The organism is Paraburkholderia haematera, assembly GCF_905220975.1.
GTDB classification, from domain to species: Bacteria; Pseudomonadota; Gammaproteobacteria; order Burkholderiales; family Burkholderiaceae; genus Paraburkholderia; species Paraburkholderia haematera.
The window spans coordinates 196,499-215,531 of record NZ_CAJNBK010000004.1 but is presented as its reverse complement, the minus strand read 5'-3'; the positions used below and the strand labels follow the sequence as shown (position 1 = coordinate 215,531).

The 19,033-nt window shown below is 62.7% G+C and carries 17 protein-coding genes; 4 read left to right on the top strand and 13 right to left on the bottom strand.

Annotated elements, in window-relative coordinates:
- Positions 1-78 precede the first annotated feature (78 nt).
- Complete coding sequence (locus KHO23_RS10645; RefSeq protein ID WP_211610978.1) at positions 79-684, bottom strand: TetR/AcrR family transcriptional regulator; 606 nt, start codon at positions 682-684, stop codon at positions 79-81.
- A gap of 128 nt (positions 685-812) precedes the next feature.
- Between KHO23_RS10645 and KHO23_RS10640 the strand changes: the two genes are divergently transcribed.
- Together KHO23_RS10640 and KHO23_RS10635 are read left to right on the top strand one after the other, a co-directional pair.
- Positions 813-1,736 (top strand): NAD-dependent epimerase/dehydratase family protein, encoded by a 924-nt coding sequence (locus KHO23_RS10640; RefSeq protein ID WP_211610977.1) that lies wholly within the window; start codon positions 813-815, stop codon positions 1,734-1,736.
- Positions 1,737-1,738: 2 nt separating this feature from the next.
- Complete coding sequence (locus tag KHO23_RS10635) at positions 1,739-2,083, top strand: DoxX family protein (protein ID WP_211610976.1); 345 nt, start codon at positions 1,739-1,741, stop codon at positions 2,081-2,083.
- A 369-nt stretch (positions 2,084-2,452) separates the two neighbouring features.
- On the opposite strand, the gene KHO23_RS10630 is transcribed toward KHO23_RS10635, so the two are convergent.
- Positions 2,453-3,154 carry an alpha/beta hydrolase gene (locus tag KHO23_RS10630; RefSeq protein WP_211610975.1) on the bottom strand — a complete coding sequence of 234 codons (702 nt, stop codon included), beginning with the start codon at positions 3,152-3,154 and terminating at the stop codon, positions 2,453-2,455.
- A gap of 570 nt (positions 3,155-3,724) precedes the next feature.
- On the opposite strand from KHO23_RS10630, the gene KHO23_RS10625 reads away from it, so the two are divergent.
- Positions 3,725-4,150: a lipocalin-like domain-containing protein gene (locus KHO23_RS10625; RefSeq protein WP_211610974.1), complete on the top strand. Its 426-nt coding sequence runs from the start codon at positions 3,725-3,727 to the stop codon at positions 4,148-4,150.
- Between the two features lie 264 nt (positions 4,151-4,414).
- On the opposite strand, the gene prpF is transcribed toward KHO23_RS10625, so the two are convergent.
- From prpF to prpC, 4 genes are all read right to left on the bottom strand, one after another.
- Complete coding sequence (gene prpF, locus KHO23_RS10620; protein ID WP_211610973.1) at positions 4,415-5,599, bottom strand: 2-methylaconitate cis-trans isomerase PrpF; 1,185 nt, start codon at positions 5,597-5,599, stop codon at positions 4,415-4,417.
- Positions 5,600-5,683: 84 nt separating this feature from the next.
- The gene (gene acnD, locus KHO23_RS10615) at positions 5,684-8,281 is read right to left on the bottom strand and encodes a Fe/S-dependent 2-methylisocitrate dehydratase AcnD (protein WP_211610972.1); all 2,598 of its coding nucleotides are present in this window, start codon (positions 8,279-8,281) and stop codon (positions 5,684-5,686) included.
- Positions 8,278-8,511 carry a hypothetical protein gene (locus KHO23_RS10610; RefSeq protein ID WP_211610971.1) on the bottom strand — a complete coding sequence of 78 codons (234 nt, stop codon included), beginning with the start codon at positions 8,509-8,511 and terminating at the stop codon, positions 8,278-8,280. Before KHO23_RS10610 ends, acnD begins: the two co-directional genes overlap by 4 nt.
- 87 nt (positions 8,512-8,598) lie before the next feature.
- Positions 8,599-9,768, bottom strand: coding sequence for a bifunctional 2-methylcitrate synthase/citrate synthase (prpC, locus tag KHO23_RS10605; protein WP_211610970.1), 1,170 nt, complete (start codon positions 9,766-9,768; stop codon positions 8,599-8,601).
- A gap of 293 nt (positions 9,769-10,061) precedes the next feature.
- Here prpC and prpR point away from each other — a divergent pair, with 293 nt between their 5' ends.
- Positions 10,062-12,032 (top strand): propionate catabolism operon regulatory protein PrpR, encoded by a 1,971-nt coding sequence (prpR, locus tag KHO23_RS10600; RefSeq protein WP_211610969.1) that lies wholly within the window; start codon positions 10,062-10,064, stop codon positions 12,030-12,032.
- Here the strand turns inward: prpR and KHO23_RS10595 are convergent.
- From KHO23_RS10595 to KHO23_RS10565, 7 genes are read right to left on the bottom strand one after another with little or no spacing between them, the layout of a single operon-like run.
- A complete protein-coding gene (locus KHO23_RS10595) occupies positions 11,989-12,399 on the bottom strand; it encodes a helix-turn-helix domain-containing protein (protein WP_211610968.1) in 411 nt (136 codons plus the stop codon). The genes prpR and KHO23_RS10595 overlap by 44 nt on opposite strands.
- Entirely contained in the window at positions 12,396-13,565 is a 1,170-nt protein-coding gene (locus tag KHO23_RS10590) for an NAD(P)/FAD-dependent oxidoreductase (RefSeq protein WP_211610967.1), read from the bottom strand. The genes KHO23_RS10595 and KHO23_RS10590 overlap by 4 nt, the downstream gene beginning before the upstream one ends.
- Complete coding sequence (locus KHO23_RS10585; RefSeq protein WP_211610966.1) at positions 13,562-14,932, bottom strand: FAD/NAD(P)-dependent oxidoreductase; 1,371 nt, start codon at positions 14,930-14,932, stop codon at positions 13,562-13,564. The genes KHO23_RS10590 and KHO23_RS10585 overlap by 4 nt, the downstream gene beginning before the upstream one ends.
- Complete coding sequence (locus KHO23_RS10580) at positions 14,917-15,231, bottom strand: (2Fe-2S)-binding protein (protein WP_211610965.1); 315 nt, start codon at positions 15,229-15,231, stop codon at positions 14,917-14,919. Before KHO23_RS10580 ends, KHO23_RS10585 begins: the two co-directional genes overlap by 16 nt.
- On the bottom strand, positions 15,228-17,081 hold the full coding sequence (locus tag KHO23_RS10575; protein WP_211611170.1) for an ABC transporter ATP-binding protein: 1,854 nt from the start codon (positions 17,079-17,081) through the stop codon (positions 15,228-15,230). Before KHO23_RS10575 ends, KHO23_RS10580 begins: the two co-directional genes overlap by 4 nt.
- The gene (locus KHO23_RS10570; RefSeq protein ID WP_211610964.1) at positions 17,081-18,028 is read right to left on the bottom strand and encodes an ABC transporter permease; all 948 of its coding nucleotides are present in this window, start codon (positions 18,026-18,028) and stop codon (positions 17,081-17,083) included. The genes KHO23_RS10575 and KHO23_RS10570 overlap by 1 nt, the downstream gene beginning before the upstream one ends.
- Positions 18,025-18,978: an ABC transporter permease gene (locus KHO23_RS10565; protein WP_211610963.1), complete on the bottom strand. Its 954-nt coding sequence runs from the start codon at positions 18,976-18,978 to the stop codon at positions 18,025-18,027. Before KHO23_RS10565 ends, KHO23_RS10570 begins: the two co-directional genes overlap by 4 nt.
- Positions 18,979-19,033 lie beyond the last annotated feature (55 nt).

The following is a 19,033-nucleotide window of genomic DNA, read 5'->3' as shown; positions in this document are numbered from 1 at the left end:
GACATGCGGTGTCTTGCTTCCCGCGCTACACGCTGTTGCGCTCCGCATGCAGCGGCTCGACATCTTATGCGGCGCTCCCTAGCGAAGTGCAACCGCTACCGCCTCTTCAATCTGCAGCGCAAAGCGTGCGTCGACATCGGGCACCGCGTAGCCAATTGACAGTTCCAGATACGCGTCGCCAAGCACCAATTGAACGAATGTTGCTGCCCGCAATGCAGCAGTCGATTCGTCAAAACGCTTTCGCAGAATTTTTGCGGCAAAGGCACGCACGACCTTTGCACCATTTTCGAAAAACACCTGGCCAAGTTCCGGAAGACGCTCGGCCTCAGCAACGATGGCCCGATAAAGCCGCAGATAATCCGGCGTAATAAGGCTTCGTGCCAGCAACCATCCCAACTCGCGCAACTCCACTTCGGGTGCGCCATCGGTTTGCTCGCCCTGAGCGCTGGCAAGCAGCACGCCCACCTGAGCGCACATCTCGCTGACCAAACCAACGAAGAGCGCCTCCTTCGACTTGAAGTGGCGGTAGACCGTCTGTTTGCCGACGCCGGCGGCCGAGGCGACATCGTCCATCGTTGCCAGACCGAAACCCTCGCGTAAAAAAACGGTTTTCGCGCCGTCGAGGATTGCAGACCGCTTACGGCATTGCAGCGGGGTCAGCCCGGGGAGAGAAGAATTGTCCATGCGAGATAAATAACAGATCGCCGAGTAGTTGACAAGACTGGGTAGTCTCGTTTAGATTTGCCAAAACGAGACTGATGGGTCTCGTTTGTATGACTATTCAACTTCGTAGCCAATCATTGGAGAACGCTTTGAAACTGTTCATTACGGGTGGTACCGGCTTCATCGGGCAAGCGGTCGCGCGCAAGGCAATCAGCCTCGGCCATCAGGTAACGGCGCTGGTGCGCGAGGACAGCTCGGCGGCCGCCAGCGCGCTGGCACGTCTCGGTGTGACACTGCATTCCGGCGACCTGCGTGAGCCGCAGTCTTTCGCTGCGACTGCCGGTGCCGCTGATGGCGTGGTGCACGCCGCGTCGACCAACGATGCTTCCGCCGCTGCTGCTGATGAGGCCGCGGCTGTAGCCATGCTTTCGCATCTGCATCCGGGCGCGGCGTTTGTCTATACGTCGGGCACCTGGGTCTACGGCAATACAGAGGGGGAGCGCGCGACTGAAGCATCGGCGCTGAACCCGACACCACTCATCGCCTGGCGGCCCGCAGTGGAGCAACAGGTGCTGGCGCTAGCAGCACGCCGCTCGATTGCTGCAGTGATCTTCAGGCCGGCGATGGTGCACGGCTACGGCGGCGGCGTCTTCGGCATGCTTGCCGGCATGGCCCGCCAGAGCGGCAGTGTGAGGCTCGTCGGCGATGGTCGTAACCACTGGCCTGCCGTTCACGTCGACGATCTCGCCACGGCCTACCTGAGCGCGGTGGAGCGGGCGGCAAGCGGCGACCGTCGAGTCGCGGGGCAGATCTTCAACGTGGTCGCGGAAGATGCCGTTGCCGTTGCCGAAATGGGTGAAGCGATTCGTGCCTCGGTCGGCGCCGGTCGCGTCGAACCCTGGCCGCTCGACGATGCTCGCAACTCGCTTGGACCGTTCGCTGACGCACTGGCGCTCGACCAGACAGTCAGCGGCCAGCATGCCCGGCAAGTTCTTGCGTGGGAACCCCATGGCCCCGGTCTGATCGCGGACCTCTCTGTACAAAAGCACTTTCAGCAATTCAACGGAGCATGACGATGGTGTGGACCAGTGCATCTTTCGAATCGATTCTCGCGACGATCGTAGCGGTTCTGTTCGCGGTTGCCGGGGTGGTCAATCTCACAGGACGCGGCGCGGTGAAGCGCGACTTCGCGCGCTGGGGTTACCCGGCCTGGTTTCATCTGCTCTGCGGCGCCCTTGAGCTGTTGTCTGCGGCACTTCTTTTTGGCCAACAAACCAGAGTCCTGGGCCTGACGCTGGCCGGTGCGATCCTGGTCGCCGTGCTCTTCACGTTGCTACGAAACCGGGAGCCGTTCGGGCATCTCGCTCCGGCGCTGATCTTCTCGGCTCTCGTTGTGGCTACTGTGGCGCTCCGCGCTTGAGGCTTGCTCGCCGCCCGGCGAGTGAGCCCGGGACGCTGACAGGCCGTGCGGGAAATCCGTGCTGCCGGTCCTTGAAATACGCACACGGATAACGGCCTTGGCGCAACTCCAATTTGATCACGTGCGTCACGCGTCCGCTTTTTGTAGCGATGGCCGGGCGCTCCGGGTCGCCTGCCGCCGATCAGAGATTTGCGTGGTTCAGGTTGGCATGCCGATTGCATGAGGCATGCACGCGGCCAGTTTCGGCCGTTCGACATCAATGTCTAGATCGTCGACACCCATTAGGGGGCCCGACGAACCCTTCGCCGCCGGGCCATGAGCGCAGACAATAGAGACATGTGTCTGTACATATCCAAATCAGCGCTCAGATCACAGGCTCTTGACCGCCTCCGTCGCGGCCTCGTCAATCAAGGCTGCAACTTCCACGGGTTTCGATGCCAGCGAGGCATGGCTGGCCACTAGCGTAATGATTTTCTTCGCGCCCAATCGGGCTGACATCCTCGCCTCGTTTTCCGGCGAAATCATTCTGTCTTCGCTTGAAATCTGATACCACGATGGCTTCTTCTTCCACGCAGGAGCCGTGATCGTATCGCCGAACGTACTGGCGAGCGGCGCCTTTTGTGTCACCCCCATCACCAGCCCCTCTTCCGGCGTCAGGTCCTGGCAGAAACTCTCGTGAAACTTTTCTGGCTTGACCCACAGATAACCATCGCTGTCAGGGGCGAGATTGGCCGCGGCAACGGGAACGCTTTCCTGCGTGATGCCGCCAGGGCTTTCGCCTGCATCGGGTGCAAAGGCCGCGATGTAGACCAGTCCGACAACGTTCGGCAGATCGCCTGCTTCCGTGATGACCGCACCACCGTACGAGTGACCGACGAGTAGTACCGGCCCATTGATCTGTGCAACCATTTTCCGGGTTCGCTCGGCGTCATCCGCGAGCGAGGTCAAGGGCATTTCGACAGCGCGAATCGACGAATAGCCCTTGCGTGAAAGTTCGATGATCACTTTGCTCCAGTGAGCGGCGCCGCCCCAGAATCCATGCACGAGAACGATCGTGGGTTTGTTGCTCATAGCTGACTCCCGTTCGATAGTCACAAAGGCTTCTCACCGGCGGACGTTGCCTCATGCGATCCGCCGGCGCTTCGGACCACAAAGAGAAAGCCGTCATGCGGTTCCCCCACACGCGTTCAGATCGAGGCTGATCGACGAGCAGCGCGCGGCAGTTCTGGGAACCCACGGCAACCTGAACTAGATTATTGGGCCAGGAATCCCCATTTACCATGACTGAAACGCCAAAAATGATGCCGACACGCCGAAACCCTCTGCGGCAACGCAATATCGCGTTACCGCGCGGGCGCCTTGCAGGGGACGTCTTTTTCGATGTATTCGATCTCGCCTGTGTGCGAGGCGGCATTCAGTCCGATTTTTCGGCGAGCGTTCGGAATGTCGCCGACGGATTATCGCGAACGCGTTTGAATGACTTTGCGAAAAGATAGTAGATCTTGCAAGTCCGTCGAATGGCGCATTTCGGCGGCCCGGGGCGCATCCCGCGAATTTGACGGTGCTTTCCGCGATTTGCATGGCAACATACCCTACGTTCGACAGGTGGGTACATTCAGGCGAACTACTACAGGAGGGAATATGTCCGAGCGCGACACTAAGCTCCACGGTTGCTGGCGGTTGGTTTCTTTTGATACTGAGCTTCAGGATTCAAGGGAGCGCAGTCAACCGTGGGGCGCCAACCCCAATGGGTACCTTATTTTCGGGTCTGATGGGCGCATGATGGTACTCATTACCGCAACGGCGCGGGAGCCAGGGGATACAGATGAGAAGCTGGTGGCACTTTTCCGTACTATGGTGTCCTATACAGGACGGTATCGGATAGATGGGGATAGGTTCATCACAAAGGTTGACTCATCTTGGAATGAAGCCTGGAACGGCAGTGAGCAGGAACGATCCTACAAGCTGGATGGAGACACCCTCGACGTCTTTACGGCCTGGATGCCGAATCCGTTAGTATCAGGAAATTCAATAGGAAGGGCTATTCTCAGTTTTAGACGCGAGTAATTTTCGCTACGCTGAGTTCGTAACTGGTCGCTAGTTTGCAGGTCATCAACTCGACGGTGAGTCTGGCAGCCCGGCAGCCACCTTTGAATGACTGCATTGTGACAGCCTCCAGATCGGCTTTGGGTCGAAAGGACGCATCCGCAGGAGTTGGGAGCGGACGTTCGCCGTAGTGAGGCGTGAACGTCCGCAATGCGCACCATGGCCGCCTCACCCATGCCGATACAGGTACCGCGGTGCAGGCGTGCCGGGCTGGCAACCGCTAACTCATTCCCCCGGCACCCTCACCCACCCTTCCATCAACACCCGCGCACTCCGGCTCATGATCGCCTTGGTGACCGTCCACGCCCCACCTTCCTCCCGAGCCTCGGCACCCACGCGCAACGTCCCCGACGGATGTCCAAACCGCACCGCATCCCGCGAGCCGCCGCCGGCGGCAAGATTCACCAGGGTCCCTGAAATCGCCGCCGCCGTACCGATCGCAACAGCCGCCGTCCCCATCATCGCGTGATGCAGCTTACCCATCGACATCGCCCGCACCAGCAGATCGACGTCACTCGCGGCAACCCGCTTGCCGCTGGAAGCAACGTAGTCGGCAGGCCTGGCGACAAAAGCAATCTTCGGCGTATGCTGCCGCGTCGCAATCTCATCGAGACTCTTGATCAGGCCCATCCGCACCGCACCATGCGCACGAATGGTTTCGAACATCGCCAGCGCCTTATCGTCGCTGTTGATAGCGTCCTGTAGTTCGGTGCCCGTATAACCGATCGCTTCCGCGTCCACGAAAATGGTCGGGATACCGGCATTGATCATCGTCGCCTTCAGCGTGCCGACACCGGGCACGTCGAGGTCGTCGACCAGATTGCCTGTGGGGAACATCGCGCCGCCAGCACCCTCTTCTTCGGCGGCCGGGTCCATGAACTCAAGCTGAACTTCAGCGGCCGGAAACGTCACGCCGTCGAGTTCAAAGTCACCCGTTTCTTGCACGGCGCCATCGGTAATACGCACATGCCCGATGATCGTCTTGCCGATATTCGCCTGCCAGATGCGCACAATAGCCACACCGTCATGCGGAATCCGGCTTGCATCGACCAGACCCGCGCTAATCGCAAACGGCCCCACCGCAGCAGACAGATTCCCGCAATTGCCGCTCCAATCGACAAAAGCCTTATCGATAGAAACCTGCCCGAACAGATAATCCACATCATGATCAGGCTTGCTGCTCTTCGCGATAATGACCGTCTTGCTCGTGCTCGATGTGGCGCCGCCCATGCCGTCGATCTGCTTGCCATAGGGATCGGGGCTGCCGATGACACGCATCAGCAACGCATCGCGCGCGGCGCCCGGCACCCGCGCCGCCTCGGGTAAATCCTGCAGCCGGAAGAACACGCCTTTGCTGGTACCGCCGCGCATGTACGTCGCCGGAATCTTGATCTGAGGTTTGTGGGCCATGAAATTAGTGTCCTGATGAGGGCTTAAAGGTCTTAAATAAAGGTCTTAAATAAAGGCCTTAAATAAAGGCCTTAAATAAAGGCCTTAAGCCGCAGCCTTCGTCGATTCAAGAAAGTCCTGCGCAAAGCGTTGCAACACGCCGCCGGCTTCGTAGATCGACACCTCTTCCGCAGTGTCCAGGCGGCACGTCACCGGTACCTCCACGCGCTCACCGCTCTTGCGATGAATCACGAGCGTGAGGTCGGCGCGCGGTTTGCGTTCGCCGATCACGTCGTAGGTTTCGGTGCCGTCGATAGCCAGCGTAAGACGATTCACACCCGGTTTGAATTCCAGCGGCAACACGCCCATGCCCACCAGATTCGTGCGGTGAATCCGCTCGAACCCTTCAGCCACAATCGCTTCCGCACCGGCAAGCCGCACGCCCTTCGCCGCCCAGTCTCGCGATGAACCCTGACCGTAGTCGGCCCCCGCGATCACGATCAGCGGCTGCTTGCGCTCCATGTAGGTTTCGATCGCTTCCCACATGCGCGTCACCTTACCCTCGGGCTCGATGCGCGCCAACGAACCTGCCTTCACCTTGCCGTCTTCCAGCACCATCTCGTTCTTCAGCGTCGGGTTCGCGAAGGTGGCACGCTGCGCGGTCAGGTGGTCGCCACGGTGGGTTGCGTACGAATTGAAGTCCTCTTCCGGCAAGCCCATTTTGGCGAGGTACTCACCCGAGGCACTGTCCGCCAGAATCGCATTCGAAGGCGACAGGTGGTCGGTTGTGATGTTGTCGCCCAGCACGGCCAGCGGACGCATGCCCTTAAGCGTGCGCTCACCGGCAAGCGCGCCTTCCCAATACGGCGGACGGCGGATGTACGTGCTCATCGGACGCCAGTCGTACAGCGGATCGGCCTTCTCACCGGTATCCACGGAAACGGCGAACATCGGTTCGTACACCTTGCGGAACTGTTCCGGCTTCACGCTCGAAGCGACGATCGCGTCGATCTCTTCATCCGACGGCCAGATGTCCTTCAGCTTGATCTCGTTGCCGTTAGCGTCGACGCCCAGCACATCCTTCTCGATGTCGAAGCGGATCGTGCCGGCAATCGCGTAGGCCACCACCAGCGGCGGCGACGCGAGGAAGGCCTGCTTCGCATACGGGTGAATGCGGCCGTCGAAGTTGCGGTTACCGGACAGCACAGCCGTCGCATACAGATCGCGATCGACGATTTCCTTCTGGATCACCGGATCCAGTGCACCCGACATGCCGTTGCACGACGTGCACGCATACGCGACCACGCCGAAGCCCAGTTGCTCCAGTTCCGGCAACAGGCCCGCGGCTTCCAGATACAGCGTGACCGCCTTCGAGCCCGGCGCGAGCGAAGTCTTCGCCCACGGCTTGCGGATCAACCCGTGCCGATTGGCATTACGCGCCAGCAAGCCGGCGGCGATCATGTTGCGCGGGTTGTTGGTGTTCGTGCAGCTTGTGATCGCGGCAATAATCACCGCGCCGTCCGGCATCAGGCCCGGCTCGTTCTCCACCTTGCCGCTGATACCGCGCGCAGCCAGTTCGGAAACCGGCAAACGGCGATGCGGGTTCGACGGACCCGCGAGCGTGCGCACCACGGTAGACAGATCGAACTTCAGCACGCGCTCATACTCGGCGTGCTTCAGCGTATCGCCCCACAGGCCGGTTTCTTTGGCGTAGGTCTCGACCAGCTTGACGAGTTCATCGTCGCGGCCGGTGAGCTTGAGGTACTTGATGGTCTGCTCGTCGATGTAGAACATCGCCGCCGTCGCACCGAATTCGGGCGCCATGTTGGCGATGGTCGCGCGATCGCCGAGCGTCAGGTTGGCCGTGCCTTGTCCGTAGAACTCGAGGTACGCGCCGACCACTTTTTCTCGGCGCAGGAATTCGGTGAGCGATAGCACGACGTCGGTCGCGGTAATGCCCTCAGCCGGCTTGCCCGTGAGCTCCACACCGATAATGTCCGGCAGGCGCATATAAGACGCACGACCGAGCATCACGCTTTCCGCTTCGAGACCGCCCACGCCGATCGCGATCACGCCGAGCGCATCCACCATCGGCGTATGCGAGTCGGTGCCGACGAGCGTATCGGGGAACGCCACGCCGTCTTTGACCTGCACCACCGGGCTCATGCGCTCGAGGTTGATCTGATGCAGGATGCCGTTGCCCGGCGGAATCACGTCGACGTTCTTGAACGCGCGCTTGGTCCAGTTGATGAAATCGAAGCGGTCCTCATTGCGGCGATCTTCGATCGCGCGGTTCTTCGCGAACGCATCCGGATCGAAACCGCCACACTCGACGGCGAGCGAGTGGTCCACCACAAGCTGCGTCGGCACGACCGGGTTGACCATCGCGGGGTCACCGCCTTGCGCCGCGATCGCGTCGCGCAGACCGGCGAGGTCGACCAGCGCGGTCTGGCCGAGAATGTCATGACACACCACGCGCGCCGGAAACCACGGAAAATCCAGCTCGCGCTTGCGTTCGATGATCTGCTTGAGCGACGCGGTCAGCGTCACCGGATCGCAGCGGCGCACGAGATTTTCGGCCAGCACGCGCGAGGTGTACGGCAGCGTGTCATAAGCGCCGGGCTGGATCGCATCGACGGCAGCACGCGTGTCGAAGAAATCAAGTTGAGTGCCGGGAAGGCGTTTGCGGTTGGCAGTATTCATAGCGTAGGGGACAAAACAATAATGATCCGGGGACAATGGCGGCAGCCGTGCTTCACAATCCGCTGCCCCTCTTTCAAGCGGCGCTTCCCTCGCAAGTCGATCGGATAGCTTGTGTAGTTTAGCTCGCGGTGGCACGACGGCTTGCCGTGTGTTTCGTTGATGCGCCGCACCATGCGCTTCAAAAAAACAGCCTTGGCTCGGGGTTCCAGCGAGCCAAGGCCCAACTTCATTGCGCCGCGCTCATGAGACGCAATGGAGGAGAAACGCTTGCGGCTTTGCGCTTACACGGCTTGCACCGCGCGCACCGTTAGACGCTTTTAGCCGCGCTTGGCGAGCGGCACGAACGGCAGGTCATCAGGACCGGTGTAATTCGCGCTCGGACGGATGATCTTGTTGTCGATCCGCTGCTCGATAATGTGCGCGCTCCAGCCAGCCGTACGGGCGATCACGAACAGCGGCGTGAACATAGCCGTCGGCACGCCCATCATGTGATACGAGACCGCGCTGAACCAGTCGAGATTCGGGAACATTTTCTTCGCTTCCCACATCACCGATTCAAGTCGCTCGGCGATGCTGAACAGCTTCAGGTTGCCCGCTTCCTTCGAAAGCTGCTTCGCGACTTCCTTGATGACCTTGTTGCGCGGGTCGGAGATCGTGTACACCGGGTGACCGAAACCGATCACCACTTCCTTGTTTTCCACGCGACGGCGGATATCGGCTTCGGCCTCGTCCGGCGTCTGATAGCGCGACTGGATCTCGAACGCGACTTCGTTCGCGCCGCCGTGTTTCGGACCGCGCAATGCGCCGATCGCGCCGGTGATCGCCGAGTAGATGTCCGAGCCCGTGCCCGCGATCACGCGGCCGGTGAACGTCGAGGCGTTGAATTCATGCTCGGCGTACAGGTTCAGCGACACATGCATCGCGTCGACCCACTCTTTCGACGGCTCCACGCCGTGCAGCAGGTGCAAGAAGTGGCCGCCGATCGAATCGTCGTCGGTTTCGACTTCGATACGCTTGCCGTTGTGCGAGTAGTGGTACCAGTACAGCAGCATCGAGCCGAGCGAGGCCATCAGCTTGTCGGCGATGTCGCGCGCGCCCGGCAGGTTGTGGTCGTCTTTCTCCGGCAGCACGGTGCCGAGCACCGACACGCCGGTGCGCATCACATCCATGGGGTGCGCGCCGGCAGGAACGCACTCCAGCGCGGCCTTCACATTCGCGGGCAGGCCGCGCAGCGCCTTGAGCTTCGTCTTGTAGGCGCTCAGTTCGGCTTGCGTCGGCAGCTTTTCGTGGACCAGCAGATAAGCGATCTCTTCGAATTCGCACGCACCGGCGATGTCGAGAATGTCGTAGCCACGGTAGTGCAGGTCGTTGCCAGTCTTGCCGACCGTGCACAGCGCGGTGTTGCCCGCCGTCACGCCGGACAGGGCGACGGATTTCTTCGGTTTGAAGGCGCCTGCATTAGGCGTGCTGCTATCGGCTTCACTCATAATTTCGTCTCCAACTGCGGGGGTTGCGTTCGTGCGGCAATCAGCGCGCCGAGCTTGTCTTTCAGGGTTTCAATGCGGTGACCGGTGAAAACGGAGGCTAATACAGCAAAGAATGGGCCAGGTGACGCGCCCACCGCTAAGCGGTTGATTTAACAAACAAACCACTCCCCGGCCGCGCCACCGGAAGGTTTCATAAGTGAAATCACGAGTTTCAAATTCGAAAACGACGGGTGCATAATACGCGGGCTTCTCATCCTTCCCGCCCCTTTTCTCCAGACAACGAGCCGCCCGCCGTGAGCACGCCTCCCTTCGACCCCGCGCAACGCCCACGCATCTGGGCCGTCAGCATCAGCCGCCTGCGCGATCTGTTCTTCGACATTGCCGGTGAGTACGTCGAACGCGCCGATCTGCGCATCGTCTCGCATGGCTTCGAAGACGCCGTGCATGAGATCGACGCAGTCGGGGCCGGGCGTCCGGATGTCGTGATCGCCGGCGGCTCCAATGGTGCGTATCTGAAAACACGCGTCAGCGTACCGGTCGTGCTGATCGGGCCGACTGGTTTCGACGTCATGCACGCGCTCGCGCGAGCGCGGCGCGACGGCGCGAAGGTCGCACTCGTCACGCACGGCGACACGCCGGACGAAGTGCGCCGCTTCATCGCTGCGTACGACATCGATGTGACATTTGCGTCGTATCAATCGGCGCAGGATGCGGAGAGTGTCGTTCTCGATCTGCGCGATCGCGGCATCGGCGCCGTGGTCGGCCCGGGGCTCATCGCCGATCTCGCGGCGAACGCCGGCATGGGCGCGGTGTTTCTGTACTCGCGCGCGTCGGTACGCGCCGCGTTCGACACCGCACTCGAAGTCGCGCAGGCCACTCGCCGCGAGACAGTTCGCCGTCAGCGGCTCGACAATCTGCTGCAGCATCTGCGCGACGGCGTGGTGGCGCTCGACGCGCAAGGGCGCGTCGAAGCGATGAACCAGCGTCTCGCCGGCGTGCTCGGCATCGACGCAGTGCAGGCAGTGGGCCGCGCGCTGCTCGACCTCGCACCCGATCTCGCGGGCAGCTTGCCGGACTCGGACGGCGATTCGTTCTGCACGGTGCGTGGCGCGAGCTATGTCGTGCAGCGCGGGCCGCTCGCGAGCAACGGCACGGCGCCCGGCACCGTACTGACGTTTCAGGAATCGCGCGCGGTCGAACGGCTCGACCGCACGTTGCGCTCGCGGCAGCGCGTGCAGCAGTTCAGCGCGCGTTACCGGCTCGGCGATATCGTCGGCGTATCCGCTTCGATGGAACGGGTCCGCACGCTCGTGCAGCGCTACGCCAGATCGGACGCCACCGTGCTGATTCTCGGCGAAAGCGGCACCGGCAAGGAGATGGTCGCGCAGAGCATGCATCAGCTGAGCGCGCGGCGCGACTTCGCCTTCGTCGCCATCAATTGCGGCGCGTTTCCCGAGGCATTGCTTGAGAGCGAGTTGTTCGGCTATGAGGAAGGCGCGTTCACCGGCGCACGCAAAGGCGGCAAGGCGGGGCTGATCGAAGTGGCGCACCGCGGCACCTTGTTTCTCGACGAAATCGCCGAGATGCCGCTGTCGTTGCAGAGTCGTCTGTTGCGCGTGCTGCAGGAACGCGAAGTCGTGCGGCTCGGTTCGACGGAGCCGACGCGCGTGGACATCCGGGTCGTTGCGGCGACGCATCGTGCGTTGACCGAAGGGATCGAGGCGGGCAGCTTCCGCGCGGACCTGTACTACCGGCTCAACATTCTGAGCATCGCATTGCCGCCGCTGCGCGAGCGGCCCACCGATCTGCTGCCGCTCGCGGTCGAACTGCTGTTGCAGGCCGCGTCGCGCGAGCCGAGACTGGCGACCCGGCTACCCGATGCGGATGCTGCGGCACGCGTCCTCAATGATCTCAGTGAGCCGTTAAAGCGTTACATGTGGCCGGGCAACGTGCGTGAATTGCAGAACGTGATAGAGCGGATTGCGGTTGAGCTTGCCGATGCAGACACGGACACGGGCTCAAACGGCGCAACAGAAACTGTCTTTACGCGCGAAGTACTCCGCACCGTCGCGCCCGAAATTTTCGAGCAGCCTCAAGCACGCTCAAAGAAAGCAGCGCTGACGCTACGCGAACGCAGCCGTCACGTGGAAGCCGACGAAATCCGCGCCACGCTCGCCGCATGCGACGGCGATCGCGATGCGGTTTGCGAGGCGCTCGGCATCAGCAAGACGACGTTATGGCGGAAGCTGAACGCGGCGCAGTAGCCTGAGCCGCGCCGCCGTGCTTCACCGCATGCTTCGCCGCATTCGCCCCGGCGCGCGCGATGAACATGCTGGGCGTCATCCCGCAGCATCGTTTGAAATGCCGGCCGAAGTGGCTTTGATCGAAAAAGCCCACCTCCGTGGCCACCACCGATCCCGGCACGCCTTCGAGCAACAAGGTCTGCGCCCGCTGAATCCGCAACCCGCACAGATAGCGATAAGGCGATGAACCGTACTGCTGACGAAACACTGTCGCGAAGCGCGACACGCTGAGCGCGGACAGCGCAGCGAGTTGCGCGAGCGTCACCGGTTCGTCGAAATGGGCTTCGATAAACGCCCGGGCGGCATTGAGGCTGATGGACTGTTTCATGACGTCGCAATGGTCGGGCGAGGCGCGGCTTGCTTCGCAAACCGGGAGACGGAAAACACGTCGAGGGGAATCTCCGTGCTACCCGTGTCGACGAGTTCGGCCAGCGTCTCGCCAACACCCGGACCGATCTGGAAACCCGAGCCGCAGAAACCGAACGCGTAGTACAGGCCCTCGACCTTGCTGCTCGGACCGATTACCGGTTCGTTGTCGGGCAGATAGCTTTCCACGCCGCTCCACACGCGAATCACGTGCAGCGGCGCCATCGCGGGCACGAGCCGCCGCAACTGCGCGACTTGCCGCACGGTATTGCGAGGCAGGACCGACGCGCGGCACGTCACGGCATCCGCCGGCCCACCGGGACCGCCGCCGACAATGATGTTGCCGCGCGGAATCTGGCGGAAATAGATGCTCTCTTCCTTGTTCGACGTGAACACGCCCATCGACGACTTGAACACATACGGCACCGGCTCGGTCACGGACATCTGCGGTCCGCTCACAACCAGCGGAACGGGTTCGCCGAACTGTTCGCTCAGACGGCTTGCCCAGGCGCCCGCGCAGATCACGAGTTGCGCGGCCCAATACACGTCGCCGCTGGCGCTCTCCACGCGAAACCGCCCGCCTTCTTTTTCGACGCGCACGATCTCGGTGTTCTCGATCACCTGAGCACCGAGCCGCGCGGCCGCACGACCAAACGCGGGCGCGGCGAGACGCGGATTAGCGTGGCCGTCGAGTGGTGAAATCGACGCCGCCAGCACCTCGCGACCGAGAAACGGAAAGCGTTCGAACAGGGCATCGCCATGCAGCACGGTGAGGTCGAGTCCGTACGCGCGGGCGTCGATCGCATATTGATCGAAATTCTCCACGTCCTTCTGGTGGTAGCACACGCGTGTGTGCCCCGAGGCCAGAAACTCGACGTCCTCACCGAGCAGTTCCGCCGAGCGTTGCCATGTACGCAGCGCTCGGTTCGCCATCGCCAGTTGCGGCAGCGCGCGGCCCTGCCGGCGGACGCCGCCGAAGTTCACGCCGCTTGCCTGTTGCCCCGTGAGTCCACGTTCGAGCAGAATCACCGAACGCTGACGCTGACGCAAAAAGAACGTGGTCGTGGTGCCCATGATGCCGCCGCCGATCACAATCACGTCGGCTTCGTTCGCGGTCGTCGCGCTCATTCGGCCACCTCCTCGGTCAGCGCCACAGGCAGCGGTTTGACGGGCGCCTGGCCGCGCAGCCGTCCCACCGAAGACAACGGCACCGAAGCCGCCGCCGCGATGATTTCCGCGCCGGCGTGGCCGCAGTAACGCCCTTGGCAGCGCCCCATACCGACGCGCGAAAAGGCCTTCGCGCGATTGGCTTCCTGGGCGCCGGTTGCGTGCACGACACGGCGTAACTCGCCGGCCGTAATCGCCTCACAGCGGCAGACGATCGTTTCGTCCGGCAACGCAGCGGCGAATTTCGCCGGCCACGGAAAGGCTTCGCGCAAGCCTGCGGCAAAGCGTGTGAAACGCGCGAGTTCGGCTCGCAAACGCTCGACACCTTCAACCTGCATGCCGTGATCGCTCAACGCCGCCAGTGCCGCGAGGCGGCCCGAACGTTCGGCAGCGTCCGCACCGCGCACTCTTGCGCCATCGCCGGCCAGGTAGACGCCCTTGACGCTGCTACGACCGTCGTCGTCGATTTGCGGAAGCCACTGACGCGACTTGTCGTCGAACTGGAAGCGGCACCCCGCGAGGTCCGCAAGCTGCGTCTCGGGACGCAAGTGATAACCGAGCGCGACCGCATCGCATGCCAGTTCCAGGTGCTTGCCATCCGGTAACGCAACCACGACACCGCTCACGCCCTCTTGCGGCGAGCCTTTGATCTCCAAAGGCTGTACGCCGCGATGAACCGGCACGTGCGCCTTTGCCAGCACACGCGTCAACGCAATCCCTTTTTTGAGCGCGGCCGGAATCGCCAGCAAACGCGGCAGTGCGGCCACGCGCTGCATGAACGTTGACGTATCGAGCACCGCGGCCACCTGCGCGCCCGCCTTCACATATTGCGCCGCCACGAGATACAGCAGCGGACCGCTGCCCATCATCACGATGCGCGAGCCGATCGCGCAGCCCTGCGATTTCAGCGCAACCTGCGCGCCGCCGAGGCTATAGGTGCCGGCCTGGTGCCAGCCCTTGACCGGCATCAGCCTGTCTGTCGCACCGCTGCAAACAATCAGCGAATCGAACGCCAGCGTCTGGTAGCGCGTACCGCTCACCAGATGCACGGCGTTCGGCGAGATATTCCAGACCAGCGTCTCGGGCAGATAGTCGATCTTGCCCTTCAGCGCGTCGAAGCTCTGATGCAGCGAAGCGGCGCGCGCGGCTTCAGTGCCGTACAGCGTCTCGTAGCTGCGCGAAAACCCCTCCGGTTGCCGCCGATAAATCTGGCCACCGTCACGCCGTCCTTCGTCGATAACCGTTGGCCGCAGCCCGGCTTCGACCAGCGCCTCGGCAGCGCGCACGCCCGCCGGGCCGGTGCCAATGATCACTACGCGCGGGGCCATACACCCTCCCCGGCTTCGGCCAGCTTCGTGACGATCGACATGCCAGGCAACGCGGGCGTACTGCACGCCCGCATGCGTTCGCCTTGCGCCGTCCAGACCCAGCAGTCCTGGCACGCGCCCATCAAACAGAAACCGGCGCGGCGGCCGTCGCCGAATTCGGAATCGCGCAGGGTGCTCACCCCGGTCAGCAACGCGACCATCAGCGTGTCGCCCTCGGCGGCCTCGCGCACAACGCCGTCCACGATAATCGGAAAGGTCTTGCGGCCCGTCTCCGCTATGCGCACAAATCGTCCGTTCATGCCGGGGTCGCCTCCGTGGTCTGCAAGCGATTCAATTCGGTGGCTGGATGATGGCAAAGAATCTCCGCGCCCGAAGGCAGCTTCTTCAGGGAAGGCGGCGTCATATTGCACATGCCGTCGATACGCACCGGACAGCGCGCGCGGAACGAACACAACTCGGGGACATCGGCACTCTCGCCCATCGGCGGCAACGCGGCACAACCGATCTCGCGGCGAGCATCGAGCCAGCCCGGTTTCAAGGCGGGCACCGAGTCGACCAGCAATTCCGTGTACGGGTGATATGGCGGCGCGGCGAGCACGTCGCGCTGCCCGGCTTCCACGCGCTGCCCCGCGTACAGCACGATCACTTCGTCGCAGATCGCGCGCACGGTCGAGATATCGTGGCTGATGAACATGTACGACACCCCGAGTTCGCGGCGCAATTCGGCCAGCAGATCGAGAATCGCCGCGCCCACCACCGTATCGAGCGCGGAGGTCACTTCGTCGCACAGAATCAACGCGGGATTGGCGGCGAGCGCGCGCGCCAGATTCACGCGCTGCTTCTGGCCGCCGGAGAGTCCGGCAGGCGTGCGCGTGGCGATCGAGGCCGGCAGCTTCACCAGATCGAGCAATTCCACCATGCGTTTCTTCGCCGCCGACCCACTCAGATGGTGATAGAACGCGAGCGGGCGGCCCAGAATATCGGCGATCGAATGGCTCGGGTTCAGCGCGGTATCGGCGTTCTGGAACACGATCTGAATCTGCCGGTACTGCTCCGGCGTGCGGCGCGACAGTTGCGCGGGCAAGGGCTTGCCGTCGAACAACACTTCGCCGCGCGCACGGTCGACGAGACCCGCCACCACCCGCGCAAGCGTGGTCTTGCCGGAGCCGGATTCGCCGATCACACCGAGCGTGCTGCCGCGTGGGATCGACAGGCTGACGTCGTCGAGCACGCGCACGGCGGGCGCGCCGAAGCGGTCGATCCGTCCATAGCCGGCCGCCAGCCCGCGAATTTCGAGCAGCGGCGGGATGTGCTTGCCGAGCAGCTTCGGCGTTTCCAGTTCCATTTCCGGACGGCGCGTGGCGGCGAGCAATTGCTGCGTGTAGGCATCCACGGGCGCATCGAGCACTTGCGCGACCGCGCCGTTTTCCTTCACCGCGCCGCCGTTCAGCACAACAATGCGGTCCGCCATCTGCGCGACCACCGCCAGATCGTGCGACACGTACACGGCGGTCGTACCGAGTTCGCGGACCACTTTCTTGAAGGCCGCGAGCACTTCGATCTGCGTGGTGACATCGAGCGCGGTGGTCGGCTCGTCGAACACCACCACCGCCGGATCCGTAATCAACGCCATCGCGGCCATCAGCCGCTGCAACTGCCCACCCGACACCTGATGCGGATAGCGATCGCCAATCGTCTCCGGCTCGGGCAGCGCAAGCGCGCGGAACAGGCCGATCGCTTTCGTGCGTGCCGCGTCCTTCGTCATCAGCCGATGCAGCAACGCGGGCTCGGTCACCTGATCCATGATCGTGCGCGCCGGATTGAAACCCGCCGACGCACTCTGCGCGACATACGCCACGGTCCGCGCCCGCAATGCGCGACGGCCCTGAGCATCGAGCGAGAGCACATCCAGCTCGCCGATCCGAATCGAACCGCTGCTAATCGAACAACCCGCGCGCGCATAGCCCAGCAGAGACAGCGCAATGGTCGTCTTGCCCGACCCGGACTCGCCGATCAGCGCCAGCACCTCGCCCTTCTTCACCGAAAAATCGACACCCTTGACGATTTCCGTCACCGGCCCCGGCGCCGCACCAGCGACGACCCGCAGGCCCTTTACTTCGATCATGTCCTGCTCAGCGCGATCAGCCATCATGCACCTCCATGGCTGCGGCCGCGACGCCGCAGGTTGTCGATCAACAGATTCATACCGATGGTCAGCGTCGCAATCGCAATGGCCGGCATCAAAACAGCGGGCGCCCCCTCGGACAAACCGCCGATGTTCTCGCGCACGAGCGATCCCCAATCCGCATTCGGCGGCTGCACGCCGAGCCCGAGAAAACTCAGGCCGCTCAGCAGCAGCACGATGAACACGAAGCGCAAACCGAAATCGGCGAGCATCGGATGAATCATGTTCGGCAGCACTTCGACCCGCGCGATATAGAAAATGCCCTCGCCGCGCGCTTTGGCCACTTGTACATATTCGAGGCCCATCAGGTTCACCGCGAGCGAGCGCGAAATGCGGAATGCGCCCGGGATATAGGCCAAAGCGGCGACGGTTGTCAGCATCGGGATCGACGATCCGAATGCGGCGATCACCACGAGCGCGAGCACCTTGCTCGGGATCGAAATCAGCGCGTCGAACAGGCGGCTGAGGATTTCATCGACCCAGCGTCCCGACACGGCGGCGAGCAAGCCGAAGAACGTGCCGATCACGCTGGCCAGCACCGCGGCCGCCAGCGCAAGGCCTACCGTGTAGCGCGCGCCGTAGAGAATCCGGCTCAACATATCGCGGCCGAGATAGTCGGTGCCGAGCGGATACGCCGCGCTATAGCGGCCGAAAATCTCCGTCGACGTCAGCGTGCCGCCTTTATACGGGGCGACGAGCGGCCCGATGAACGCGACGATCAGCCAGAACGCCACCAGCACGAGGCCGATCAGACCGAGCACCGAAAAACGATGCACGAGACGCTTGAGCACGCCCGTTTTCAGCGCCGCCGCCTCGTACGAAACCGGCTCCGGTAGAACCTGCTCGGGACTCACGTCGTACAACTCGGTCGTCGCGTGAGGCACGTGGGGATTGGTAGGTTGGCTCATCATCGACGCAGCCTCGGGTTGGATACGATTTGACACAGGTCGGCGATCATCACGAGTGCGAGATACGCCGCGCAGAACACCATCACGCAGCCCTGCACGAGCGGCATGTCGCGATTGGTGACGGCATCCACCATCAGGCTCGCGAGGCCGGGATAGTTGAAGATTGATTCCACGATCACCACGCCGCCGAACAGATACGACAGGCTCAACGCCACCGCATTAGCAATCGGCCCGATGGTATTGGGCAACACGTGCCACAGCACCACCCGCGCAGGCGAGGCGCCCTTGAGCACCGCCATTTCAACGTACGACGAATTCAACTGATCGAGCACCGCGGCGCGCGTCATGCGCGCCATCTGCGCGACGATCACGCAGCACAGCGTCATCACCGGCATCGCGTAGATGCGCAGCAGCGCGCCGAACGAATGCACTTCCGAGAGATACGACAGTGCGGGCAGCCAGCGCAGCTTGACGGCGAAGATCAGCACGGCAATCGTGGCGATCAGAAACTCCGGCACGGCCACCGTCGAGAGCGTGAGCACGTTGAGCGTGCGGTCGAGCAGCGAGCCGCGGAACATCGCCGAGGAAATACCGATCAGCAAGGCCACGGGCACCGAGACCAATGCCGTCAGACCGGCCAGCACCAGCGAATTCGGCAGACGCGTGGCGATCAACTCGCTGACCGGCAGATTGTTCGACAACGAGGTGCCGAAATTGCCGCTGACGATATGAAGGAGCCACTCGAAGTAGCGTTGCAGTGCCGGCTGGTCGAGACCGAACTGATGCCGCAATGCCGCTACGGCTTCCGGGGTCGCGGCCTGGCCGAGCGCCTGCTGGGCCGCATCGCCGGGAAGCAGCCCGGTGATGGCGAACACGACCGCCGAGACCAGCAGCAGCGTCAGCAGCGCGAGGCCAAGGCGCGCGGCGATGAGTCGTTGCGCATGTGCTTTCATCGAAAGTCGCCTCTATGGTTGAAGCCGCACGCCGCTCGATCAGCGGCGTGCTTAT